16 protein-coding genes are annotated in these 15873 nt (G+C 62.2%); 7 read left to right on the top strand and 9 right to left on the bottom strand.

The genetic code is table 11. From position 1 onward, the window contains the following. From Q7S58_RS08545 to Q7S58_RS08515, 7 genes are all read left to right on the top strand, one after another. The coding region (locus Q7S58_RS08545; protein ID WP_304823491.1) for a hypothetical protein at window positions 1-387 on the top strand (387 nt) is incomplete at its 5' end. A gap of 3 nt (window positions 388-390) precedes the next feature. Next, window positions 391-1011 carry a hypothetical protein gene (locus Q7S58_RS08540; RefSeq protein WP_304823489.1) on the top strand — a complete coding sequence of 207 codons (621 nt, stop codon included), beginning with the start codon at window positions 391-393 and terminating at the stop codon, window positions 1009-1011. Window positions 1012-1033: 22 nt separating this feature from the next. Then, window positions 1034-1432: a hypothetical protein gene (locus Q7S58_RS08535; RefSeq protein ID WP_304823486.1), complete on the top strand. Its 399-nt coding sequence runs from the start codon at window positions 1034-1036 to the stop codon at window positions 1430-1432. Beyond that, window positions 1425-1811, top strand: a complete 387-nt coding sequence (locus tag Q7S58_RS08530) for a hypothetical protein (RefSeq protein WP_304823483.1) — start codon at window positions 1425-1427, stop codon at window positions 1809-1811. Before Q7S58_RS08535 ends, Q7S58_RS08530 begins: the two co-directional genes overlap by 8 nt. Before the next feature lie 18 nt (window positions 1812-1829). Beyond that, window positions 1830-2630, top strand: a complete 801-nt coding sequence (locus Q7S58_RS08525; RefSeq protein WP_304823480.1) for a DUF455 family protein — start codon at window positions 1830-1832, stop codon at window positions 2628-2630. Between the two features lie 24 nt (window positions 2631-2654). Continuing rightward, complete coding sequence (locus tag Q7S58_RS08520) at window positions 2655-3425, top strand: DUF455 family protein (RefSeq protein ID WP_304823477.1); 771 nt, start codon at window positions 2655-2657, stop codon at window positions 3423-3425. A 219-nt stretch (window positions 3426-3644) separates the two neighbouring features. Further along, entirely contained in the window at window positions 3645-5459 is a 1815-nt protein-coding gene (locus Q7S58_RS08515) for a phosphoenolpyruvate carboxykinase (GTP) (RefSeq protein ID WP_304823474.1), read from the top strand. Between the two features lie 99 nt (window positions 5460-5558). Here the strand turns inward: Q7S58_RS08515 and ftsZ are convergent, their stop codons facing one another. The 9 genes from ftsZ to mraY all read right to left on the bottom strand — a co-directional run bounded on the left by ftsZ (window position 5559) and on the right by mraY (window position 15864). Further along, window positions 5559-6857 carry a cell division protein FtsZ gene (gene ftsZ / locus Q7S58_RS08510; RefSeq protein WP_304823471.1) on the bottom strand — a complete coding sequence of 433 codons (1299 nt, stop codon included), beginning with the start codon at window positions 6855-6857 and terminating at the stop codon, window positions 5559-5561. Between the two features lie 68 nt (window positions 6858-6925). Then, window positions 6926-8143: a cell division protein FtsA gene (gene ftsA / locus Q7S58_RS08505; protein ID WP_304823468.1), complete on the bottom strand. Its 1218-nt coding sequence runs from the start codon at window positions 8141-8143 to the stop codon at window positions 6926-6928. After that, window positions 8140-8952, bottom strand: a complete 813-nt coding sequence (locus Q7S58_RS08500; protein WP_304823465.1) for a hypothetical protein — start codon at window positions 8950-8952, stop codon at window positions 8140-8142. Before Q7S58_RS08500 ends, ftsA begins: the two co-directional genes overlap by 4 nt. 7 nt (window positions 8953-8959) lie before the next feature. Then, window positions 8960-9862, bottom strand: coding sequence for a UDP-N-acetylmuramate dehydrogenase (gene murB, locus Q7S58_RS08495; RefSeq protein WP_304823461.1), 903 nt, complete (start codon window positions 9860-9862; stop codon window positions 8960-8962). Continuing rightward, entirely contained in the window at window positions 9849-11264 is a 1416-nt protein-coding gene (gene murC / locus Q7S58_RS08490) for a UDP-N-acetylmuramate--L-alanine ligase (RefSeq protein ID WP_370655486.1), read from the bottom strand. Before murC ends, murB begins: the two co-directional genes overlap by 14 nt. A gap of 5 nt (window positions 11265-11269) precedes the next feature. After that, on the bottom strand, window positions 11270-12361 hold the full coding sequence (murG, locus tag Q7S58_RS08485; RefSeq protein ID WP_304823455.1) for an undecaprenyldiphospho-muramoylpentapeptide beta-N-acetylglucosaminyltransferase: 1092 nt from the start codon (window positions 12359-12361) through the stop codon (window positions 11270-11272). After that, complete coding sequence (gene ftsW / locus Q7S58_RS08480; RefSeq protein ID WP_304823452.1) at window positions 12358-13506, bottom strand: putative lipid II flippase FtsW; 1149 nt, start codon at window positions 13504-13506, stop codon at window positions 12358-12360. The genes murG and ftsW overlap by 4 nt, the downstream gene beginning before the upstream one ends. Continuing rightward, window positions 13460-14782: a UDP-N-acetylmuramoyl-L-alanine--D-glutamate ligase gene (gene murD, locus Q7S58_RS08475; protein ID WP_304823449.1), complete on the bottom strand. Its 1323-nt coding sequence runs from the start codon at window positions 14780-14782 to the stop codon at window positions 13460-13462. The genes ftsW and murD overlap by 47 nt, the downstream gene beginning before the upstream one ends. Continuing rightward, window positions 14782-15864: a phospho-N-acetylmuramoyl-pentapeptide-transferase gene (mraY, locus tag Q7S58_RS08470; protein WP_304823446.1), complete on the bottom strand. Its 1083-nt coding sequence runs from the start codon at window positions 15862-15864 to the stop codon at window positions 14782-14784. The genes murD and mraY overlap by 1 nt, the downstream gene beginning before the upstream one ends. Window positions 15865-15873 lie beyond the last annotated feature (9 nt).

Raw genomic sequence — 15873 nt, 5'->3', positions numbered from 1 at the left:
ATCGACGTGATGCGCGCGATCCTCGACGTGATCGATCGCTATCGCGAGGCCTTCAACGTGTTGCATCACGAGGCGCGCTATCTCGAACGCCGGCCCGAATTTCGTAATGCGCTGAAAAAGATTGCGAGCGACTATCTTGGCGTCGTGGCTGAAATAATCGAGCGCGGAAAATCGATGCATGTCATCCAGTTCGACGATACGCGGAGCGCCGTGCATGCGATTCACATGCTGTGCGCGGGCTGGGCGATGGGCGCGAACAATCTGAAGCATACTGACAAGGAAACCTACTGGCGCGAAATCGCGGCGATCGTCGAAGGTAGATTCTTCTCCGAAGCCGCGGCGCTGACTCGATCGTCGAACGCGAACGGGCCTCACGGAAGGAGTTAGTCGATGGCACTGTACGACAGACGAACTCTCGACGGCGTTTACAGCGTGCGCCAGAGCGTCATCTATATTCAGAATTATCGCTACGCCGAGGAACGCATGATGCGCATGATGGCGGGCTGGATTGCGCTCACGCCGGAACTCGCGGTCAAGCTCGAGATGGCGAAGCAGGTGTACGAGGACGCGCTCCATACCGACGCGCTGGGCAAGCGCCTGCCGGAACTTCGCGCGCAGCCGCAGGTATCGAAGCCGCCGAACGACGCGTTCGTCGCGTTCATGAACGCGATCGAGGACAAGGAGGAATGGGAGGACACGATCGAGCGCATGGTCGGGATTTATCGCGTCCTGAAGCCGCATCTGATTTCGCATTACAGCTCGCATGTGTCCGCGATGAATCCGGTGTACGAGCCGCCAACGCTCAGAATCCTCGAGCGCCTGGTCGATGAGGAAAAGGCCCACGTCGAGCGCGGACTGGTGCTGCTTGATGATTTGCTCGACGCGAAGGAAAAGCATGCGCGCGCGTCCAAGTGGCAGGCGCATCTGGAGGAACTGCTCGGCGCGTCGGGCGGCGTCACCGGCTTCGAGTCGGAGGCGGAACAGCCGCGCAAAAAACTGGGGCGCAGTTAATCGGGACAGTTGAGCCAAGATTATGGAGCAGGAAAGATTTCCGGAATTGCACGGCGCGATAGCGGCGTTTCGCGAGGCAATCGCACGGCGCGACACTTCTGTAGCCGAAAAATTCGTGGCGGCCGCGGCGTCCACGCTTGAGGCATACAGGCAGGCGGCGGCTGAGATCGCGAAACTACCAGATCCGATCGCGGTCGAAGCACTCGGCCTCGCGCGGATCGGCGGTCATTTCATCTCGAAGCTGAAAATTGAATCCGGCGCGCGCACGCTCAAGTTCTTGTATCGATGGCGGCGCGAGCCCGATGGCAGATGGCTGATCGTCGCGGTCGAGGATATCTCGAACAAGCGCTCGTCGTGGAGCGATGTGCCCGATCTCAAGACCGCGGCCGCGCAAGTACGGGCGGAGAACGGCAATGCCTGATCTCGGCGAGCGCGGCAACGTGATGGGTCCGCAGCCGATCGGCAGGGTGGCCGAGCCGCCGCCTGCGATGCTCGCCGCGGCGGAGAATCTGATCCGCGCGATCATGAACCATGATCGCGCCGCGGCTGAAACGATGACCTCGCGCGAGGCAGTCGCGGACGTCGCACGAATCTTCGACGCGACCGGGTCATGCGCCTATGATAAGTTCGAAGTGATTGCGCGGGCCCGCGTCGCGAAGCATCACTATTTCAAGGTGCAATTGAGCGGCGGCGCTAGCGCGCCATCGACGATTCAGTTTCGGCTCGGCGAAGAGAACGGACACTGGACTGTGCGTGAAATCGCAAACCTGACCGGCCGCCGTTCCGGATGGACCAGGTAGAGCGCAGAGGAGCACATCATGCAGCGAATGATTCCCGTCGATAAGCTCGCCCGCCCTGCGGATCATATCCTGCTGCCGGCGGAGCGCTTGCGTAATGCGCGCGTCGAGCAGGGGCTTTCGCCCAACAGCTCGATGCCATACGAAGAAGATTTTCTGAAAGCGCGGCTACACGGAATCTGCGCCGGTGAGTTCCAGGCGATGGAAGCGGCCGGCCGCACGCTCTACGACTTTCCCGACGCGCCGTGGGAGTTCCAGCTCGACATGGCGCGCCAGGTGTGGGACGAATCGCGCCACGCCGAGATCTACCTGAAGTTGCTCGAGTACGTCGGCTCCTACTACGGCGAATTTCCCGAGGGCGAGGTGCTGTGGTCGTGCACGCAGGCCGAGGATCCGGCGGCGCGGATTGCGGGAATAAATCGCGGCCTCGAGGGGCTCGCGTGCGACGTGTTCGAACAGCTTATCAGGCTCGCGCAGAACATAGGCGACGAAGTTATCGAACGAGCGGTCGATTACGTGCTCGCTGACGAAATCACGCACGTGCGGATGGGTTCGAAGTGGATGCGCAAGCTGACCGAGGGCGATCCCGAGCGGCTCGCGCGGGCACAGGCCTTCCAGGACAATATCGATGCGCTGTTCAATTTCAACGGTGGACGCACGACCGTCGAGGATGCGCCGCATATCAAGCAGATGGTCGATGGCAGGGAAATCGAAATTGACGGCGGGATCACGATCGCGCGCGAGGCGCGGCTGCTCGCGGGCTTCACGGAAGAAGAAATCGATCGGCTGGTGCACGGCTTCGGCAAAAGCACGGCCTACTGAGCGCGGCGCAAAGGAAATCGAATCATGGAAAAATTTATCCCGGTCGATCGGCTCGCGCGTCCCGAAAATTGGGTCGTGATGCGGAGCCGGCAAGTGCGCGAGATTCGCGAGGAGCAGGGCCTGGAGGGCGGGCGTCCGGCGCCGTTCGACGAGGAGACTTTGCGCTCGCGCCTGCACGGAATTTACACCGGCGAGTTGCAGGCGATGGAAGCGGCGGGCCGCACGCTGTTCGATTTTCCCGACGCGCCGTGGGAATTCCAGCTCGACATGGCGCGCCAGGTCTGGGACGAAGCGCGGCACGCCGAAATTTTCCAGCGGCTGGTCGAGTACATGGGCGCGCATCCGGGCGACTACGTCGAGACGGAAATTCTGTGGCGATGCACGCAGGCCGAGGATCCCGCCGCGCGCGTCGCGGGAATCAATCGCGGGCTTGAGGGCCTCGCGTGCGACGTCTTCGATCAGTTGATTCGAATCGCGCAGCGCAACGGCGACGAAGTGATCGAGCGCGCCGTCGATTATGTGCTGGCCGATGAAATCACGCACGTGAGGATGGGTTCGAAGTGGATGCGCAAGCTGACCGAGGGCGACCCCGAACGCCTTGCCCGCGCGCAGGCGTTCCAGGACATGGTCGATCAGGTGTTCAATTTCCGCGGTGGACGCCGCGCGCAGGAAGATATCGAGAACGACGACGGGATGCTGCTGACGATCGCGAAAGAAGCGCGGATGCTGGCCGGCTTCACCGAGGAAGAAATACAGCGGTTGATCGATTCGGCACGCAAGAGCGCGGCGTACTGACCGCGATCGGAATCTACGATGTTCCAGGAGGCGTCCGCGCAGGCGGGCGCCTTTCATTTCTCGCGCGAACCGCAACGCGATGAGCGACGCTTATAATACTGTCCTTGATTTTTGCGGTCTGCTAATCTACTCCTTACCACCACTTGTTGATAACCTTGCGATTTGCGATGAAGGGCAGGACGGTTCCGCCAGATTCATTTCTCGAATGGAGCGCATCAAGTGACGCCGAATCCCGAGGCAGATAAATCACCGACTACCAGCGCCGCACTCAGCCAGTTCGTCGCGGAGGTCGCGAACCTGACCACGCCCGACCGGATCGTATGGTGCGACGGTTCGGAGGCCGAGCGAGATCGCCTCACGGCGGATGCGGTCACGGCGGGAATCCTGATTCCGCTCAATCCCGAAAAAAAACCGGGCTGCTATCTGCATCGATCGAATCCCAACGACGTCGCACGCACCGAGCAACTGACTTTCGTCTGCACGCCGACCAAAGAGGAAGCCGGCCCGACTAACAACTGGAGCGACCCGGCCGAGACTTACGCCAGGCTCAACGGATGGCTCAAGGGCTCGATGCGCGGGCGCACGCTGTACGTCGTGCCGTACGTGATGGGTCCGCTCGGATCGCCGCTCTCGAAGGTCGGCGTCGAGCTCACCGACAGCATCTACGTGGTGCTGAACATGCGGATCATGACGCGCATGGGCGCGGCGGCGCTGAAGCAGCTCGGCGATTCCGATCACTTCAATCGTGGCGTGCATTGCACGCTCGATCTTAGTCCCGAGCGGCGGCTGATTTGTCACTTCCCGCACGACAACACGATCATCTCGGTCGGCAGCGGCTACGGCGGCAACGCCCTGCTCTCGAAGAAATGCTTCGCGCTCCGAATCGCCGGCCCGCTCGGCCGCGATGAAGGCTGGTTCGCAGAGCACATGCTGATTCTCGGGCTCGAGAGTCCCGACGGCGAGACCACCTATATCGCCGCCGCGTTCCCCAGCGCGTGCGGAAAGACCAATCTCGCGATGCTCACGCCGCCCGACGAATTCAAGGGCTGGAAGGTCTCGACGATCGGCGACGATATCGCGTGGATGCGGGTCGGCGAGGACGGCGGACTGTGGGCGGTCAATCCCGAGAACGGCTACTTCGGCGTCGCGCCCGGCACCAGCGCAAAATCGAATTTCAACGCGATGAAGATGGTCGAGCACGACTCGATTTTCACCAACGTCGCGATGACGCCCGACGGCGACGTCTGGTGGGAAGGGATGGACGTGCCGCCACCCGACGGCCTGCTCGATTGGCAGGGGCGGCCCCGGAACAAGGATTCCACCGACAAGGCGGCGCATCCGAACAGCCGCTTCACGACGCCGATGCGCAACAATCCGGCGTGGTCGCCGCAAGCTGACGAGCCGAAGGGCGTGCCGATCTCGGCGATCATCTTCGGCGGGCGCCGCGCTTCGACGGTGCCGCTGGTGCTCGAATCGACCGACTGGACCCACGGCGTCCTGATGGGCGCGACGATGGGCTCGGAAACCACCGCCGCAGCGGCGGGCGCCGTCGGCGTGCTGCGGCGCGATCCGATGGCGATGCTGCCGTTCTGCGGCTACAACATGGGCGATTATTTCGCGCACTGGCTCAAGATGCGCTCGGCGATCAGGAATCCGCCGCGCATCTTCATGGTCAACTGGTTCCGCAAAGATAGCGACGGAAAATTTCTGTGGCCCGGCTACGGCGAAAACATGCGCGTGCTGAAGTGGATGCTCGATCGAATCCACGATCGCGTCGAAGGCCGCGAAACTCCGGTCGGTATAGTTCCCAACGAAGATGAGCTCGATCTCAAGGGACTGGATATCAGCAAAGATGCGGCGCGCGCGGCGCTGGCGATCAATCCCCAAGAGTGGAAGGCGGAACTCGAATCGGCGGGCGAATTTTTCAAACGGATCGGACGCACGATGCCGAAGGAACTCGAAGAGCGCCGCGAGGCGATCCTCGCGGAACTGAACGGCGCGCCGTCCGAGCGGAAAATCGCGGCCGGGCGCTAGAAACTGATTTCAGCTCTGATGCGTGCGGCGCGGCGAGTCGATCGACTCGCGGCGCCGCAGCTTTTTCAGCAACTTTGATCGCTCCCGAGCGACGCTCGATCAATCCAGGTGCTTGCGCAGGAACGTCGGGATATCCAGCTTGTCGTCGCCATCGAGCAGCGAATTCGGCTCGAGCTTCTCGCCGTCCACCCCGGCCTCGCCGCGACGCCTGAACGCCGGAATATCGAGACTGCTGTCATCGACGATCAATCCCATCCGGCGCACCGGTTTGTTCGACGGGAACATCCGCACCTGTCCGGGCTGCGCTGCCGGCGTCGATTGCGATGACGCGACAATTGCCGGCCGCACTTCCATCGGATCGACGGCGCGCGTCGAGGCCGCCGCGATCGGCGTGGTGATCGGCGCGCCCGACGGCGAGTAGCGCGTCGATGGATGCTTGTCGAGTTCGCCGAATCCAGTCGCGATCACGGTGACGCGAATCTCGTCGCTGATCTTCTCATCGATCACGGCGCCGAAAATGATGTTGGCGTCCTCGTGCGCTTCTTCCTGGATCAGGCTGGCCGCTTCGTTGACTTCGTACAGCGCCATGTCGCTGCCGCCGGTCACGTTGATCAGCAATCCGCGCGCGCCCTTGATCGAAACGTCTTCCAGCAGCGGACTCGAAATCGCGCGCTGCGCCGCTTCGACTGCGCGGTTCTCGCCCGACGCCGTCGCCGCACCCATCATCGCCATGCCCATCTCGGCCATGATCGATCGAACGTCGGCGAAATCGAGATTGATGAGTCCGTGAACCGTCACCAGTTCCGAAATTCCGCGCACCGCTTGCAGCAGCACGTCATCGGCCTTCTGAAACGATTCGCGCAACGACGTGTTGCGGCTCGCCACTGAAAGCAGGCGCTGATTCGGAATCGTGATCAGCGTATCGACCGCATTTTTAAGCTCACGGAGGCCTTCGTCAGCTTGCGCCATCCGCCGCCGGCCTTCGAATTGGAACGGCTTGGTGACGACGCCCACGGTCAGCGCGCCAAGCTCGCGCGCGATTCGCGCGATCACCGGCGCTGATCCGGTGCCGGTGCCGCCGCCCAGTCCGGCGGTGACGAACACCATCTCGGCTTCCAGCAGCAGTTCGCGGATTCGGTCTTCGTCTTCGAGCGCTGCCTTGCGTCCAACTTCGGGATTGCCGCCGGTGCCGCGGCCGCGCGTAATGGCATCGCCGATCTGGATGCGCATCGGCGCATGATTGTTTTGCAGCGCCTGGATGTCCGTGTTGACGGCGATGAAATCGACGTTGCGCAGGCCCACCGAAATCATGTGGTTGACCGCATTGCCGCCGCATCCACCTGCGCCGATAACCTTGATTCTCGCGCCCGGGTCGGGATTACTCACCAACTCAATCATCACAGAACCTCCTGCACCACCTACCGGCAAATTTTGTTGCTCGTTTGAATTGCTATTGCGTGGATGTTTCAAAAGAAGTCCCTCACCCACTCGCTGACGCGGCTGCGCAGCCGGCCCCAGCGGCCCGAATGCCCCATCCCGTTGCCACTGCCGCGCGCATCGCTCTGGTACATCAGCAAGCCCGCGGCGTTGGTGTACATCGGCTTCATCAACTCTTCGGGCATCCCTTTTAAATTGATCGGCAATCCTCTGCGCACCGGCAAACCAAACATCCGATCGGCAAGCTCCTGCGTGCCTTCGAGCAGCGGAGTTCCGCCGACCAGCACGATGCCCGACGCGAGATTGTCGGCGACGCCCGAGCGCGCAAGTTCGCGCTGCACCATCGCGAAGATCTCTTCCATCCGCGGCTCGATTATTTCTGCGAGCAATCGACGCGCGATTACGCGCGGCTCGCGGCCGCCGACTCCGGGCACTTGCACGGTTTCATCGCGCCGCACGATTTGCGTCGTCGCCACGCCAAACTCGACCTTCAGCCGCTCCGCGTCGGCGATCGGCGTGCGAAGTCCCGCGGCGACGTCGCTCGTCAGATGATTCCCGCCGATCGGCAACACCGCGGTATGCATCACCGCGCCGCCGTGAAATACGATGATGCCGGTGGTGCCGCCGCCAATATCGACCAGCGCGACGCCAAGCTCGCGCTCTTCGGGAAATAGCGCAGCGTCGGCCGACGCGAGCGGCTGAAAAACCATCTCCGATGGCGTCACGCCCGCGCGCTCGCAGCACTTCGTTAGATTCTGGCCGTAGCTCTGCGCCGCGGTGACGATATGGATGCGCGCTTCGAGCCGCACCCCAGCCATCCCGATCGGTTCGCGCACGCCCTCCTGATCATCGACGGCGAACTGCTGCGGCAGGATGTGCAGCACCTGCCGATCCGGCGGGATCGCGACCGCGCGCGCCGCGTCGATCACTCGATCGACATCGCGCGGACCGACTTCACCGCCGCGCACCGCGACGATACCGTGGCTGTTGAGGCCGCGAATGTGCGGACCGGCCACGCCGGCGACGACGGTGCCGATTCGCGCGCCAGAACTTTTTTCCGCCGCATCGATCGCGGCTCGAATCGCCTCGACCGTCGCCTCGATATTGACGACCACGCCCTTGCGCAGGCCCGTGCATGGCGCGACGCCGTAGCCGAGCACCGCGAGTTCGCCGTCGGCCGTCGCCTCGCCGACCAGCGCGCAAACTTTGCTGGTGCCGACATCCAATCCGGTGATCAGGTTTCTCATCGCACCACAGACTCCTGAACCGGGTTGGACTTCGATGAACGAGCGATTATTTTTCGCGGCGCGCGTTTCGGCTGGGGCGCATCCGGCGCGTGCAATCTCACGACGGCCTGATCGGGCGTCGTCATGTCGAGGCCCGCGATCAGGCTCTCGCGATGCTGCCATTTGCGGCGGACTTCGACTGCGCGCTGAATTTCGATCGGCGCACGATCCAGATCGATCACCAGTTCGGTGCGCGCGTGCTCGAGGAACAGCGATGCCGTGCCGTCGTCGGCGATTCTCATCTCGGAGATCAGTTCGGAAAGCTGCGTCTCCGCCCGCACCAGCGTCGTCGCGTAATCGATCATCTGAGCGCCGCGCGCATTTTCGATTGCGGCCCCACTTAAGATCGGCAGATCGCTCTGATGCGCCGGCGAGACCGGTCCGCGCAGTTCGCCGCCGTCGAACAGCGCATAGAAGCCGTCGTGCCGCGAGACGAGCGCGATCGCGCGCGAACTGTCATCGGCGCCGATGCGATGTGACGCGGCGATGCTCGAATCCTTCTCGGGCGCGCGATGCTCGCCGCGGAGCCGCTCGGCGAAGTCCTGCAATTCGCGGTAGCACCATTGGGCGCCGTCGCGGATCGGACCGACCGAATCGAGCACTCGGTCGCGGTACGTTTTGAGAGTGTTCGCGGTTCGGAGCGTGACGGCGCGCCCGGTCGCGCTAAATCCCGTTATCACGCCCATCACAAAAAAAGCGCACACCACCAGCCCCGCCATCCTCGGCTGCCAACCCGTGCCCGCCTTGTCGCCGCCCCGCCTCACCGCCACTTCCGCCTCACCAATCGCCGACCAGCTTAACCTCCGGTTCAAGCCAGACGCCGCTTTGTTCCTTGACCTTGTTGCGCGCCATTTCGATCAGCGCGCGCACTTCCGCGGCGCGCGCGCCGCCCAGGTTCACGATAAAATTCGCGTGCTGTTCGGAGAATGCGGCGCCACCCATCCGCGTCCCTTTGAGTCCGGCGCCTTCGAGCAACTTGCCAGCAAAATTGTTCGGCGGATTTTTGAAGATCGAACCCGCATTCGGGATTCCGCGCGGCTGCCGCGCCGCGCGCTTCGCCCGGAGGTCCGCCACTCGAGCTTTAAGTTTTTCGCGATCGCCATGCGCCAGTTCGAAATCCACGCGCGTGATGATGAAGTTCGGCGGCAGATCGGTTCGCCGATACGCAAATTTCACTTCGTCGTTCGAGAGCGCGAGCGCATCGCCGGTTTCGGTGACTCCATGCACCAGCGTGACGACTTTTGCGATCTCGCCGCCGAACGCGCCGGCGTTCATCACCAATCCGCCGCCGACCGTGCCGGGAATTCCTTCGCCGAATTCGAGGCCCGCGAGTCCCTGCGCGATCACGGTTTCGACCAGCGTGCCGAACTCGGCCCCCGCGCCCGCTTCGACTGCGAGCGCGTCGATTTTGATTTTCTTGAAGCCATCGCCGAGTCGAACTACGAGCCCGCGCATCCCGCGATCGCTAACCAGCAGATTCGTGCCCGCGCCCAGGCAGAAGCAGGGAACGCCGGCGCTGTACGATGCGGCCTTCGCGTGCATCAACTCGCGCTCGTCTTCGACCGTGACGTACAAGTCGGCCGGGCCGCCGATTTGAAACGAGGTAAGTTCCGAAAGCGGCATGGCGGAGCGAAGCCGCGTACCGAATCGCGCTCGCAGTTGATTCTCAAGCGCGTTCATCGATCTTCACCTCGGACTCGAGCGCACTCAGAATTTCGCCGCCCAACTTGTAGATGTCACCCGCGCCCAGCGTCGCGATTACGTCGCCATCGCGCGAGCCGAGCGCGATTCGCGCCGCCGGATTTTCCTCCGCGCCGACGTAATGCACTTCGAGATGGCCGCGCGCGCACAACGCCTCGTAGAGCCGCCGCGACGATACCTCCGCGATCGGCTCCTCGCCCGCGGGATAAACTTCGTACAGATAAAGCACGTCGGTATCGTCAAACGCCGTGAGGAATTCGTCGAACAAATCGCGCAGCCGCGTGTATCGATGCGGCTGGAAAACCGTCACGACGCGCCGCTTGAACGCTCCACGCACCGCGGCCAGCGTCGCGCGCACCTCGGCTGGATGATGCGCATAGTCGTCCAGCACGATTCGTCCCGCAGCTTCGCCCTTAATCTCGAAACGCCGGCTGATTCCGCCAAATCGCGCGAGCGCGGCCGCTGCGGTCTCGAAGCTGACTCCAATCTCCATACTGACGGCGATCGCCGCCAGCGAATTCATCGCAACGTGAACGCCCGGCGTCGGAATCGCGACGGTGCCGAGGCGCTCGCCTTTGCGAATGACGTCGAAGCGCGTCGAAAGGCCATCAATCACGATATGATCGGCGCGAAGGTCCGCATCGGCGGCAACGCCGTAAGTGATCGCCGGTTTTTTTGCCGACGCCGCAATCGCGCGGACATTCAAACTGTCGATGCCGAGAACCGCGACGCCATAAAATGGAATTCGATTGACGAAGTTTTCGAACGCCTCGAGCAATCGACCCATCGTGCCGTAGTGATCCATGTGCTCGGCGTCGATATTCGTCACGACCGCGATCGTCGGCAGCAGCAACAGAAACGACGCGTCGCTCTCGTCGGCCTCGGCAACCATGAAATCGCCGTGGCCCAATCGCACGTTGGTGCCGGTGTTGCGAAGATTTCCGCCGACTGCGACGGTCGGATCGAGTCCCGCCTCCTCCAGTATCAGCGCGATCAACGCGGTGGTCGTGGTCTTGCCGTGCGTGCCGGCGACCGCCACTCCGACCTTCGCCATTCGCAGCAACTCGCCGAGCATCTCAGCGCGCGCGATCACCGGGATTTTCATTTCGCGGGCGCGCGCAACTTCGGGATTCGAAAATTTGACCGCTGACGAAATGACCACCGCGTCTATTCCGCGTTTGAGATGAGCAGGATGATGCCCGGTCTCGATCTCGACGCCGACCGACGCGAGCCGCTCGGTGGTAGCCGACGATTTCATGTCGCATCCGCTGACGCGCATCCCGAGGCGTTGGCATAACTCGGCGATCCCGCTCATGCCGGCGCCGCCAATTCCGATGAAATGAATTCGCCGTTCGCGCGTCAGCAGGCCATTTGCAAGCAGTCTATTCACGCGGCGTCACTCATCGAACCTGCGACTTCGAAACAAATTTGCGCGACGCGACGCGCCGCATCGGGATGCGCCAATCGATGCGCCCGGTCGCCCATCTCGGCAAGTCGCGCGGGATCGCTCGCGAACACGCCGAGCTCGCGCGCAAGGTTCGTCGCGAGGTTTTCGTCATCACGAACAATTATCGCTCCGCCGATGCTTTCAAGCACGCGTGCGTTATGCACCTGCTGCTCGTCCTTGTGAAACGGATAGGGGACGAAAATCGCGGCGCGCGCAGCGAGCATGATGTCGGTCACGGTCATGGCGCCGGCCCGCGCGATCACCAAGTCCGCGCGATGCAACGCCGCCGGGATATCGTCGATAAAGGCGACGACCTCCGACTCGAACGGCATTGCACGATAAGCCTCCCTCACCAGCCCCTCATCCGCCTCCCCAGTCTGATGAATGACGTTCAGCTTTATAACACTTTTTCCCCAGATACTGAAAGCATCTAGGACACCAATATTCAAACGATGGGCCCCCGATGACCCGCCTAAAACAAGGATTTGCAACGGCACGCCCTCGTTCCGCGATCGGTCAGGCCGATACTCGAAGCGCACCGGATTACCCGTCACCTCGACTTTGGCGCTGTTCCCGAAGTGACTGGCGCTGTCACCGAAGCCGACGCAAATCTTCTTCGCGAACCGCGACAGCATCCGATTGACCAACCCCGGACGCGTGTTCTGCTCCATCAGCACCAGCGGCGTGCGAGTAAGAATCGCCGCAACGCCCATCGACGCCGACGCGTATCCGCCCGCGCTGACGATCAGGTCGGGACGAAACCGCCGCGTCAGCGAAATCGCCATCGCGATCGCGCGCACAAATTCGATCGACGCGCGCGCACGCTCGATCATGCTGTGACCGCGGATGCCGTGCATCTCGAACAACTCGTAGTCATGTCCGCTCTTTGGCAACCACTTCGCCTCGAGGCCCGCGCTGGTTCCGACAAACAACACGTCGATTCCCTTGCGCGTTCGCTTCAACTCTTCACCGAGCGCGACGGCCGGGAACAGATGACCACCGGTGCCGCCGCCCGCGATGATCACTTTCATCTGACTGCTGGCCGGCGACCGAGCGCCAGCAACGCACCCAACGCCGCCATCGCAATTATGATCGACGTACCGCCGTAGCTGAGAAACGGCAGTGGCAATCCTTTGGTCGGGATCATTCCGATCACGACGGCCATGTTGATCAACGCCTGGATCGAAATCAGCGACGTCAGTCCGACCGCGAGCAGACTCGCGAATGGATCGGGTTCGTCGTGCGCGATCCTCATGCCGCGAAACAGGATCAACAGAAAAAGTCCGATCACGATGCACGCGCCGAGAATTCCAAACTCCTCGCCCACCACTGCGAACACGAAATCGGTGTGGGCCTCGGGCAGGTAAAACATCTTCTGGCGGCCCGCGCCGAGCCCAACGCCCCACTTGCCGCCCTCGCCGAGTGCGATGAACGATTGCACCAGTTGAAAACCGGCGCCGCGCGCGACCGACCATGGATCGAGAAACGTCGTCAGGCGCTTCATGCGATATGATTTCGCGGCGGCCTGGAAAATCAAAACGGCCAGCGCGCCGCTGCCAGCGATCGCGAGGTGAGATGCGCGCGCGCCCGCCGCGTACAGCATCGCGAATAGAATCAGCGCGATCATGACGGTGCTGCCGAAGTCAGGCTGCTTCAGGATAATCAGCGCGATCGGCCCGACGACTACGAAAACCGGCACCAGTCCGTTGAGGAGCGAACGCAAATGCTCCTGTCGTTTGCTCAGAAACTTCGCGAGAAAAAATACCAGTGCAAATTTCACCAGCTCAGACGGTTCGACGACGGCGGGACCAAGCCGGAGCCATCGCCGCGCACCGCCTTTCATCAGGCCAAGACCCGGCACGTAGAGCAGCAGCAGCAGCACAGCCGAAGCGATGAACAGCGGCATCGCGATGCGCTTCAATCCGGCCAGCGAAAATTGCGACAGCACCGCGAGCACGATCAGGCCGAGCGCGATATGCGCGAGATGCAGTTTGAAAAAATGGAACGCGTCGCCTTTTCGTTCGATCCCGAGAAAATACGTCGTGTTCAGCACCATCAGCAGGCCGAGCAACAGCAGCACCGCCGCCGGCAGCCACAGCCACGGGTCGGGACGCCGGTAATTTACGCTCTCAAAGCGCCCGAACCAGCTCTTTAAATATGTTGCCGCGTTCCGCATAGTCCTTGAACTGATCGAAACTCGAGCACGCTGGCGACATCAGCACCGTATCGCCGGGTTTTGCTTCGCGCGCAGCGTGTTCGACCGCGTCGCGCAAAGTAGCGACGACCGCAATCGTGGTCGCGCCGTCGAGCGCATCGCGCATCGTGTCGCGCGCGGCGCCGTTCAGAATCGCGAGCCGCACTTTTTCTTTGAGTGGTTTTCGGAGTGGCGCGTAGTCGCCGCCTTTGTCGAGTCCGCCAGCGATCAAAATTATCGGCGCTGGAATCGCGTCGATTGCTTCCACGGCCGCGCCGACGTTGGTGCCCTTGGAATCGTCGATATATTTTACGCCGCCAGTTTCGCGCACGAACTCGATTCGATGCGGCAATCCGGCAAACTCTTCGAGCGCGCGTTCGATCGTCGATGCGTCGATGCCCATCGCGAGCGCCGCGGCGGATGCCGCCATCGCATTGGACAGGTTGTGCCTTCCGCGCAGATGAAACTTCTCGACGCTGATCCGTCCGCGCCGGTCACCGAGGTCAAAACAAATCTCATCGCCTTCAATCCACAATGACGGCGCGGTGTTTTGCGGCGCGTATCCGAATCCGATCACGCGCGAGCGGATTTTGCTCGCGAGCTTCCACACATTTGGATCGTCGCGATTCAGGATCGCCCAAGCGTCGGCGTTTTGATTTTCGAAGATGCGCGCCTTCGCGGCGCCGTAGTCGTCGAGGTCGCGGTAGCGATCGAAATGATCGTCAGTGAGATTCAGATGCACCGCGATCTTCGGGCTGAACTGCTCGATCCATTCGAGCTGAAAGCTCGAGACCTCGGCCACCACGACGTCGTAACGCGCGCCGACCGCGTCGATCAGCGGCGTACCCAGGTTGCCGCCGACGAAGGTGCTGAGTCCGGCCGCCTTGAAGATCTCGCCGAGCAGCACCACGACTGTGCTCTTGCCGTTGGTGCCTGTCACCGCGGCGATCGGCGCCTCGACGTAGCGGCTGGCCAGTTCGAGCTCTCCTATTACTGGAATGCCTTGCTCGACCGCAGCGCGCAGCAATTTGGAATCGCGCGGAACGCCCGGACTGGTGACGACGAGCTCGGTGTTTTTCATCCACGCCGCGTCTTCCGCGCCGAGCTTCACATCGCCGGCGGGAAGTTTGCTGCGGTCCAGATCGACGCGCCTGTCGGTCATCGTGAGATGCGCGCCGCGCGATGCGAGAAAGCGCGCCGCCGCGAGTCCGCTGACCCCGAGGCCGACCACCATCACGCGTTTTCCCCGCAACTCCATCAGCGCAACTTCAAGGTGCTGAGCGCGACCAGCGCGCACACGATCGACGCGATCCAGAACCTGATTACCACCACGGTTTCGGGCACGCCTTCGAGTTCAAAATGATGATGCAGCGGCGCCATCCGAAAAAAACGTTTGCCGCCGGTCCATTTGAAATAGTAGCGCTGGATGATCGTCGAGCTGGCCTCGACGACAAACACGCCGCCCGCGATCACCAGCACCAATTCCTGCTTCGCGAGCACCGCGACGGTGCCGAGCGCGCCGCCGAGCGCGAGCGCGCCGACGTCGCCCATCATCATCGAGGCCGGGTACGCGTTGTACCAGAGAAATCCGAGCGACGCGGCGATCAGCGACGCGCAGAAGATCGCGACCTCACCGACGTTGGGCACGTGCGTGATTTGCAGGTACGTCGAAAATTTCGTGTTGCCCGCGACGTAGCTGAAAGTCCAATAGCAGAATGCCACCGTCATCACGGGGCCGATCGCAAGGCCGTCGAGGCCGTCAGTCAGGTTCACCGCGTGCGAGCATCCGACGATCACGACCATCGCGAACGGAATGTAAAACCACCAATGAAGATCGGGATTGATATTTTTTAGAAAGGGCACGGTCAGATGCGTGTCGAAGCCGAGATACAGAAACAGAAACGCCGACGCGATGAACGCGCACGAAAACGACAGTATCAGTTTGGTGGGTCCGCTCAGCCCGAGGCCCTTGCCGCGCGCGAGCTTGAAGTAATCGTCACTGAAACCGATCGCGCCGAACGTGACCGTGACGAAAATCGCGATCCAGATGTAAGGATTCAGAATGTTCGCGAGCAGCAGCGTCGCGGAGAGCATCGAGGCGAGGATCAACAATCCGCCCATCGTCGGCGTGCCGGCCTTCTTCTGATGCCCCTGCGGCACTACTTCCCGAATCGTCTGGCCGATATGCATCGCGCGAAAGCGCTCGATCAAAACCGGTCCCAGCGCGAGCGAAAGCGCAAACGCGGCGAGTCCCGCGAGCACCGAACGCAACGTCTCGTAACGCAGCGCGTTGAACGCGGAATAATATTTGTGAAGCGGATAGAGCAGCAGGTAGAGCATCGCGACCGC

Origin of the sequence: Candidatus Binatus sp. (genome assembly GCF_030646925.1) — a bacterium.
Classification (GTDB): Bacteria; Desulfobacterota; Binatia; order Binatales; family Binataceae; genus Binatus.
The sequence above is the reverse complement of the archived record's forward strand: the minus strand, read 5'-3'. Positions and strand labels throughout refer to the sequence as shown.